Genomic DNA, 7,868 nt, shown 5'->3' with positions numbered 1-7,868 from the left:
CCTCCGGCGTGCGCCGGGCTGGACGCGGACGGCGCGGTCCAGATGCGGCGCCACATCGACGGTGTGCACCAGTCGATCGCGCTGCTGGAGCAGGCCGGTGCGAGTGCCACGGGGGTGCACTCGCGCTGGCTCACCGTCCTGCGCAGACTCGCCGCCCGCGACCGGATACCCGGGCTGATCCGGGGCCGTTGCACCCGACTGCTCCTGGACGACGGGAAGTTGGAGCATGCGGAGGCGGCGCGGCTGATGGGCCTGGCGCTTTCGCCGGGCACGGCACCCGCGCAGGCGGCGGCCTGGATCGAGGGGTTCCTGTCGGGGAGCGGGATGCTGCTGGTGCACGACGAGCGGCTGCTCGCGCTGATCGACGGCTGGCTCGCCGCCGTACCGGTGGACGCCTTCACGGACGTACTGCCCTTGCTGCGCAGGACGTTCTCCGCCTTCGAGCCCGGTGTGCGGCGCACGGTGGGCGAGTTGGTGCGGCGGGGAGGCCTGGCCGACGCAGCGGGAGGGGGAGGGGCGGCAGCCGGTGAAGGAGGCGTCCGGCATCCCTCGACACGTGGCTTCGGGCCGGGTCTGGACGTGGCCCGTGCCGACGCCGTTCTGCCCGTGCTGCGGCAGTTGCTGTCGGGCGGGGCACGTGAGGTCGGAGAGGAGGCGGTCGTATGAGCGACGACCGTACGAACACGGGTGCGGGCACAGCTGATGACGCCGGCGCGATTCACCACCTCGGCGCGAGTCATGACGCGGGTACGAGCCGCAGGGTGGGGCTCGCCGCACCGGGCGGCGCCGCGGACGAACGGCTGCGCCGCTGGCGCCTGGTCCTCGGCGACGCCAACGGGTCGGACGGCACCGGGCGGGCCCTGACCGGCACGGACACGGACATGGACCGCACCCTTCAAGCCCTCTACGGCAGCGAAGCAGGCAGTGACTCCGGAAACGCCCGGCGTGCCCGGCGGGGAGAGGAACGCACGGGCGGGCTCGGTGGCTCCGCACCCCGGGTGGCGCGCTGGCTCGGAGACATCAGGACGTACTTCCCCAGCTCCGTCGTCCAGGTCATGCAGCGGGACGCCATCGAACGGCTCGGCCTCTCGGCGCTGCTGTTGGAGCCGGAGATGCTGGAGGCGGTCGAGGCGGACGTACACCTCGTCGGCACGCTGCTCTCGTTGAACAAGGCCATGCCCGAGACCAGCAAGGAGACGGCGCGGGCGGTCGTACGCAAGGTGGTCGCGGATGTGGAGAGGAGGCTTGCCTCGCGCACCCGTTCCACGCTCACCGGGGCGCTCGACCGCTCTGCGAAGGTGCAGCGCCCCCGTCATCGCGACATCGACTGGAACCGCACCATCCGCGCCAACCTCAAGAACTACCTGCCCGAGCACGGGACGGTCGTCCCGGAGCGTCTCATCGGCTACGGCCGTGCGTCGCAGGCGGTGAAGAAGGACGTCATCCTCTGCATCGACCAGTCCGGTTCGATGGCGGCATCCGTCGTGTACGCGTCGGTCTTCGGCGCCGTGCTCGCCTCGATGCGGTCCCTTCGGACGCGGCTGGTCGTCTTCGACACCAGCGTCGTCGACCTCACCGATGACCTCGACGATCCGGTCGACGTGCTTTTCGGCACGCAGCTGGGAGGCGGCACCGACATCAACCGTGCCCTGGCCTACTGCCAGTCGAAGATCAGCCGTCCCGCCGAGACCGTGGTCGTGCTCATCAGCGACCTCTACGAGGGCGGTATCCGTGACGAGATGCTCAAGCGGGTCGCCCAGATGAAGGGCGCGGGCGTGCAGTTCGTCACCCTGCTCGCGCTCTCCGACGAAGGAGCGCCCTCGTACGACCGGGAGCACGCGAGTGCGCTCGCCGCTCTGGGGACCCCCGCCTTCGCCTGTACGCCCGACCACTTCCCGGAGGTCATGGCGGCGGCGATCGAGAAGCGCCCCCTGCCCGTGCCGGACGTGTGACACCCGGGCCAGACGTGTGAAACCAGGACGGGAGGCGTGACGCCGGAGCCGGAGGCGTCACGTGGCGCACGTACGCCTCGGCCGCCCGCGGGGAGCCCGCGCTTGCCCACCCAGGGAGCGTCAACCGGCGTCTCCCCGGGGTGGCTGACACGTGGGCGAACGAGGCGGAGAGAGCGGGACCGGGAGGAGACGTGAACACTTTGTGACGGCAGTTGCGGCGGAGGCCCGGCCCCGTGCAAGGATCTCCGTTGTCCGGAACGCAGGGCTCCAGGACGGCAGTTGTGCCTGCTGAGCAGCCCGCATCCGCAGTTCACCGGGAAGGTTCCCACCTTGTCAGCTGTCCTCGCTGTGCCTGCCGCCGTGCGCCTGCCGCGCTCGGCCGCCGCGCGGCGAGCCCTGCTGACGACGCTCCTCCTCGGTGGCTTCCTCACGCTCGCCTTCCTCTTCGGCGGTACGGCGCACGCCGCATCCGGCGCGGACGACCCCGGCAAGAAATCCTCCGAGGCGTCCGCGCTGCTGAAGTCGGGGAAGTCCTCCGGCGCCGAGCACGACGAGCAGGCCGACGAGAAGAAGAAGGCCGCCGCTTACAAGGCCGCGCTGACAGAACATCGCCGCGAGGCACAGCGTGCGGCCGAGAAGACCGCCTCACAGGTGATCGAACCGGTGAAGGAAGGCGCCGCAGGCGCCGGACAGGTCACCCGGCCCGTCGGAGAAACCGTCGACGGAGTCGCGGACACGGTCGACCTGCGCCGGCTCTCCGAGCGGCTCGGCCTCCAGATCGGCGACGCAGGCGAGGACGTTCCCGGTGACGGGAGCGGTGGGGCCCCCGGACACGACAGCGACTCCGCCACCGGTGCGGCCGACGGCGCCGGATACGGCCCCGACGGCAAGCGTGCCCAGGCGGGTCCCGACGGCGCACGAGGTCTCACCTCGCACGCCACGGTCCACAACTCCGCAGCCGGCGACGCCGGTTCACGCGGCGACGGCGGTCCGTCCGACCGTCTCCCCTTCCAGCAGGCGCCCTCCGCGCCCGCTCCCAGCACCTCCCAGTACGCGGGCGACGGCAACGGCCCGCGCGGTGGAGGCCCGTTCAAGCTCGCCGGTCACGTCACCGGCGACCAGTGCTCCGGGCTGTTGCAGCCCGGAGCGGTGAGCGCCGCGGCCGGTACGCCGACGCGTGACCGCGCCGCCGAGATCCTCGAATTCCCCGGCTAGGGCAGACCTTCTCTCCGTCTGCGGAACCCGTGACCTGCCACGCGGGGGCGGACAGGTCTGCCCAAGCCAAGAACCCTGAATTCGAAGGACTTTCGTCATCATGCGCAAGAACATCCGACGTTCCCTCATAGTCGCCGCCGCTGCATCCGGCATCTGGGCGCTCGGCACCTCCGGCGCCAACGCCGCCGAGCTTCCCGTCTCCACCGACACCGTCACCGGCACCGTCGAGAAGGCGCACAAGGGCGGCCTGACCGACACGATCGACGAGGCGACGGACACGGTCAGGAAGACCACCGAAGGTGTGACCCGCGGCGTCACGGAGAAGCTGCCGTCCAAGGGCATCCCCGAGAACGGCCTGCCCACCAACACCCTCCCCCTCGACGGTCTGCCCACCGACCGCGTCGACGGTGCGGTCGAAGGCGCGGGCAGCGAGGTCGGCAAGGTCACCGACGGGACCGACCGCGTGGGCCAGGCCGTCAAGGACGCGCAGGACAAGGTCGGTTCGGCCGGCCGCGACCTGCCCGCCGTCCCCGGCGTCGAGGTTCCGCAGCTGCCGCCGCGTACGCTCCCCACCGTTGCGCTGCCCGCCGTCCCGGAGGTCCCGCAGGTCCCCACCGTGCCGTCCGCACCCGCCACCGGTGACCTCGTCAACGGCCTCGCCTCCGCCGGCCTGCGTCCCGAGAAGCTGGTCTGCGTGCTCAAGGGCGACCACGCCCAGCAGGTGGTCGGCACCGTCCGCAAGGCCGTCTCCACCGCTCAGCCGCTCATCGACCGCGCCACCGGCACCGTCGTGCCGCCCTTCGCCGGAGAGATCGTCGTGCAGGTCGAGGTCGTCGCCGACCAGGCCGCCACCGACACCGCCGTGACTGTCGACGACGCGGCAGCCACCTCCGCGCCCGTCGTCGAGAGCACCGCCGTCCGTACGCACGCCCTGGCCGAGAACGTCACCGGCGAGCTGCGCCACTTCGGCCACGGTGTCGGCGAGGACGCGGTTCCGTACGCGCACGACCTGGGTGCCGGTCTGCACCGCAACGTCAACGGTCTGGCGATCCACGTGATCTCGGGCGTGCAGGTCATCACCGTGCCCAGCACGGGTGACCTGACCGACGCCGCGAACATCCCCGGCCTGCCCGCCGTCCCGCAGCTGCCGGCCGTCCCCGCTGTCTGAGCCTGAGGGCACCGGGCCCACGGACGGATAGATCGGCCCGCGGGGTGGCTCAGCAAGGGGGTTGAGCCACCCCGCGCGCCTCAAAGAGGCCAACTGCAGCACCGTTCCCGACCGTTGATCATCAACACACAGCACTGAATCGAGAAGTCATGCACAGGAGTAAGAGCATTCGCCGCGCTCTCGTCGTCGCGGTGACGGCCGCGGGCGTCTGGGCGCTCGGCACCGGCGGCGCGCAGGCCGGGGAGCTTCCCTCGGCCGGCAAGACCCTCACCGACGTCACCAAGGTCACGAAGACCGCGAAGAGTTCGAAGATCACGAAGGTCACGCGCATCCGGCCTGCCGACCAGGTCGAGCACGTGACGCGCGCGACGCAGGGTGCGGACGACACCGTCGGCAGCACCGTCGAGGAATCGGAGGAAGGCGTACGGCAGGGCGCGGGGAAGGCGGTCGGACATGTCACGAAGGAGGCCCGTGAGGCCGTGTCCTCAGCGGCGACGGCTGCCGCGCATCAGGACCTGGGCGCTGTGTCCGGCGTCCCGTCTGCGGCGGCCGCACCGTCCACGCCGGGGCTGCCGGAAGACCTCGTGATCGAGATTCCGCAGCTGGTGCCGGGCGTTCCGAGCATCGGGATCCTGCCCTCCTCGATTCCCGCCCTTCCCGTCACGCCCACCATCCCCGTCCTCTGAGGGACGCGACAGGAAACGGACGCCTCGCGGACCGTCCCCGACCGGTCTTTCTCAACCGGGCCTCAAACGGGCGGACTTGATCCTCCGGAGATCTCCCCGAAGATCTTTCGGCCCGTTCGCCGGACTCCGCCGCGTCCGCAACCCGCCCGCCACGAGTCCCAACGACGAGCCCCAACCGAGAGCCCCAACGACGGGTCACAGGGCCGGGACATCGTTCAGCCGCCCGCTCAGTCGCGCCGGTGCGCGGCGCGCAGAGCGGGCGGTGGGGCGTGAAGTAGCCGACGCGCCACCGGAACGAGTGTTTGTGACCGTTGTCACCGCGTGGGTGTGAGCTGGAATTTATGCACCGCTCACGGGCGGGGCTAACCTGCAAGGCGGACATGCCGCGCGCCCTCCGTTACGCCGCGGCCACGCGGCACGCCCACTCACGCTGACAACCGCGAACCACCGATTAAGGGGACGTACGCGCGTGGACCTGTTCGAGTACCAGGCGAGGGACATCTTCGCCAAGCATGACGTACCGGTGCTGGCCGGTGAAGTCATCGACACGCCCGAGGCGGCGCGCGAGGTGACCGAGCGACTCGGCGGTCGCGCGGTCGTCAAGGCGCAGGTGAAGACCGGCGGCCGGGGCAAGGCCGGTGGTGTGAAGCTGGCCTCCGACCCCGCCGACGCAGTCGAGAAGGCCGGGGCCATCCTCGGCATGGACATCAAGGGCCACACGGTCCAGAAGGTCATGCTGGCCCAGACCGCGGACATCGCGGAGGAGTACTACGTCTCCTTCCTGCTGGACCGCACCAACCGCACCTTCCTGGCCATGGCCTCCGTCGAGGGCGGCGTCGAGATCGAGGAGGTCGCCGCGACGAAGCCCGAGGCTCTCGCGAAGATCCCCGTCGACGCCATCGAGGGTGTCACCGACGCCAAGGCGCGCGAGATCGCCGAGGCCGCGAAGTTCCCGGCCGAGCTGACCGACCAGGTGGTGAACGTCCTCAAGAAGCTGTGGGACGTCTTCATCCGCGAGGACGCCCTGCTCGTCGAGGTCAACCCGCTGGTCAAGACCGGCGACGGCAAGGTCATCGCGCTGGACGGCAAGGTCTCGCTCGACGAGAACGCCGACTTCCGGCAGGCGGACCACGCCGCCCTCGAGGACAAGGCCGCCGCCAACCCCCTTGAGGCCGCGGCGAAGGCGAAGGGCCTCAACTACGTCAAGCTCGACGGCCAGGTCGGCATCATCGGCAACGGCGCGGGGCTGGTCATGTCCACCCTCGACGTCGTCGCGTACGCAGGCGAGGCGCACAAGAACGTCAAGCCCGCCAACTTCCTCGACATCGGCGGCGGTGCCTCCGCCGAGGTGATGGCCAACGGCCTCGAGATCATCCTCGGCGACCCCGACGTCAAGTCGGTGTTCGTGAACGTCTTCGGCGGGATCACCGCTTGCGACGCCGTCGCGAACGGCATCGTCCAGGCGCTCGAACTCCTCAAGAGCAAGGGCGAGGACGTCAACAAGCCGCTGGTCGTGCGCCTCGACGGCAACAACGCGGAGCTGGGTCGCAAGATCCTCACCGACGCCGCCCACCCGCTCGTTCAGCAGGTGGACACCATGGACGGCGCGGCGGACCGTGCCGCCGAGCTGGCCGCCAAGTAAGCCGGACGAGACCGAGATCTGACGAGGACAACGACACACCATGGCTATCTTCCTCACCAAGGAGAGCAAGGTCATCGTCCAGGGGATGACCGGCTCCGAGGGCCAGAAGCACACCAAGCGGATGCTTGCTTCCGGCACCAACATCGTCGGCGGTGTCAACCCGCGCAAGGCGGGCACGACCGTCGACTTCGACGGTTCCCCTGCGCCGGGCGGCGCGGGTGGTACCCCGACACAGGTGCCGGTCTTCGGCAGCGTCAAGGAGGCCATGGAGGCCACCGGCGCTGACGCGACCGTCATCTTCGTCCCGCCGAAGTTCGCGAAGGACGCCGTCATCGAGGCGGTCGACGCGGGCATCGGCCTCGCCGTCGTCATCACCGAGGGCATCGCGGTGCACGACACCGCCCACTTCTGGGACTACGCCTGCCAGAAGGGCAACAAGACCCGCATCGTGGGCCCCAACTGCCCCGGCCTGATCACTCCCGGTCAGTCCAACGCGGGGATCATCCCGGGCGACATCACCCAGGCCGGCCGCATCGGCCTGGTCTCGAAGTCCGGCACGCTGACGTACCAGATGATGTACGAACTGCGCGACCTCGGCTTCTCGTCGGCGGTCGGCATCGGCGGTGACCCGGTCATCGGCACCACGCACATCGACGCGCTCAAGGCCTTCGAGGCCGACCCCGACACCGACCTGGTCGTGATGATCGGTGAGATCGGCGGCGACGCCGAGGAGCGTGCCGCCGACTTCATCAAGGCGAACGTCACCAAGCCGGTCGTCGGTTACGTGGCGGGCTTCACCGCGCCCGAGGGCAAGACCATGGGGCACGCGGGTGCCATCGTCTCCGGTTCGTCGGGCACCGCCCAGGCGAAGAAGGAGGCGCTGGAGGCCGCGGGCGTGAAGGTCGGCAAGACGCCTTCCGAGACCGCGCGGCTCGCTCGCGAACTGCTCGGCGGCTGACGCCACTCCGCGAGCGGACCACTCGCTTGCGACCGGGCCCGTTCCCTCCGTCTCGGAGGGAACGGGCCCGTCGGCGTTCCGGAGCGGCGGCGGTCGCGCACTGTCAGATCATCGGCAGCAGCCGGCCCGGCTGGTTCCCCGGGGCGAGTGTCGCGGACGGATGCTTGGGGACGGGGAGCGGCGTGACGTTCCGTTCGCCGTCGGACGAGACGACCGCGAACGCCGTGCCCGCGACCGCAACGGCCAG

Annotated in this window: 7 protein-coding genes; all 7 read left to right on the top strand. The window is 70.5% G+C overall.

Going from position 1 to position 7,868, the window contains the following annotated elements; genetic code table 11:
- A partial coding sequence (locus H5J26_RS25855) for a DUF5682 family protein (protein ID WP_235981108.1) occupies nt 1-666 on the top strand: 666 nt, incomplete at its 5' end.
- Nucleotides 663-1,952, top strand: coding sequence for a VWA domain-containing protein (locus H5J26_RS25850; protein ID WP_181768380.1), 1,290 nt, complete (start codon nt 663-665; stop codon nt 1,950-1,952). The genes H5J26_RS25855 and H5J26_RS25850, both read left to right, overlap by 4 nt.
- Before the next feature lie 330 nt (nt 1,953-2,282).
- A complete protein-coding gene (locus H5J26_RS25845) occupies nt 2,283-3,167 on the top strand; it encodes a hypothetical protein (RefSeq protein ID WP_181768379.1) in 885 nt (294 codons plus the stop codon).
- A 100-nt stretch (nt 3,168-3,267) separates the two neighbouring features.
- Nucleotides 3,268-4,335 (top strand): hypothetical protein, encoded by a 1,068-nt coding sequence (locus H5J26_RS25840; RefSeq protein ID WP_181768378.1) that lies wholly within the window; start codon nt 3,268-3,270, stop codon nt 4,333-4,335.
- A 149-nt stretch (nt 4,336-4,484) separates the two neighbouring features.
- Nucleotides 4,485-5,021: a hypothetical protein gene (locus H5J26_RS25835; protein ID WP_181768377.1), complete on the top strand. Its 537-nt coding sequence runs from the start codon at nt 4,485-4,487 to the stop codon at nt 5,019-5,021.
- Nucleotides 5,022-5,490: 469 nt separating this feature from the next.
- Nucleotides 5,491-6,663 carry an ADP-forming succinate--CoA ligase subunit beta gene (gene sucC / locus H5J26_RS25830; RefSeq protein WP_181768376.1) on the top strand — a complete coding sequence of 391 codons (1,173 nt, stop codon included), beginning with the start codon at nt 5,491-5,493 and terminating at the stop codon, nt 6,661-6,663.
- 40 nt (nt 6,664-6,703) lie between these two features.
- The gene (sucD, locus tag H5J26_RS25825) at nt 6,704-7,621 is read left to right on the top strand and encodes a succinate--CoA ligase subunit alpha (RefSeq protein ID WP_181768375.1); all 918 of its coding nucleotides are present in this window, start codon (nt 6,704-6,706) and stop codon (nt 7,619-7,621) included.
- The last annotated feature ends 247 nt before the right edge of the window (nt 7,622-7,868 follow it).

Origin of the sequence: Streptomyces albidus (ex Kaewkla and Franco 2022) (genome assembly GCF_013870515.1) — a bacterium.
GTDB classification, from domain to species: Bacteria; Actinomycetota; Actinomycetes; order Streptomycetales; family Streptomycetaceae; genus Streptomyces; species Streptomyces albidus.
The sequence above is the reverse complement of the archived record's forward strand: the minus strand, read 5'-3'. Positions and strand labels throughout refer to the sequence as shown.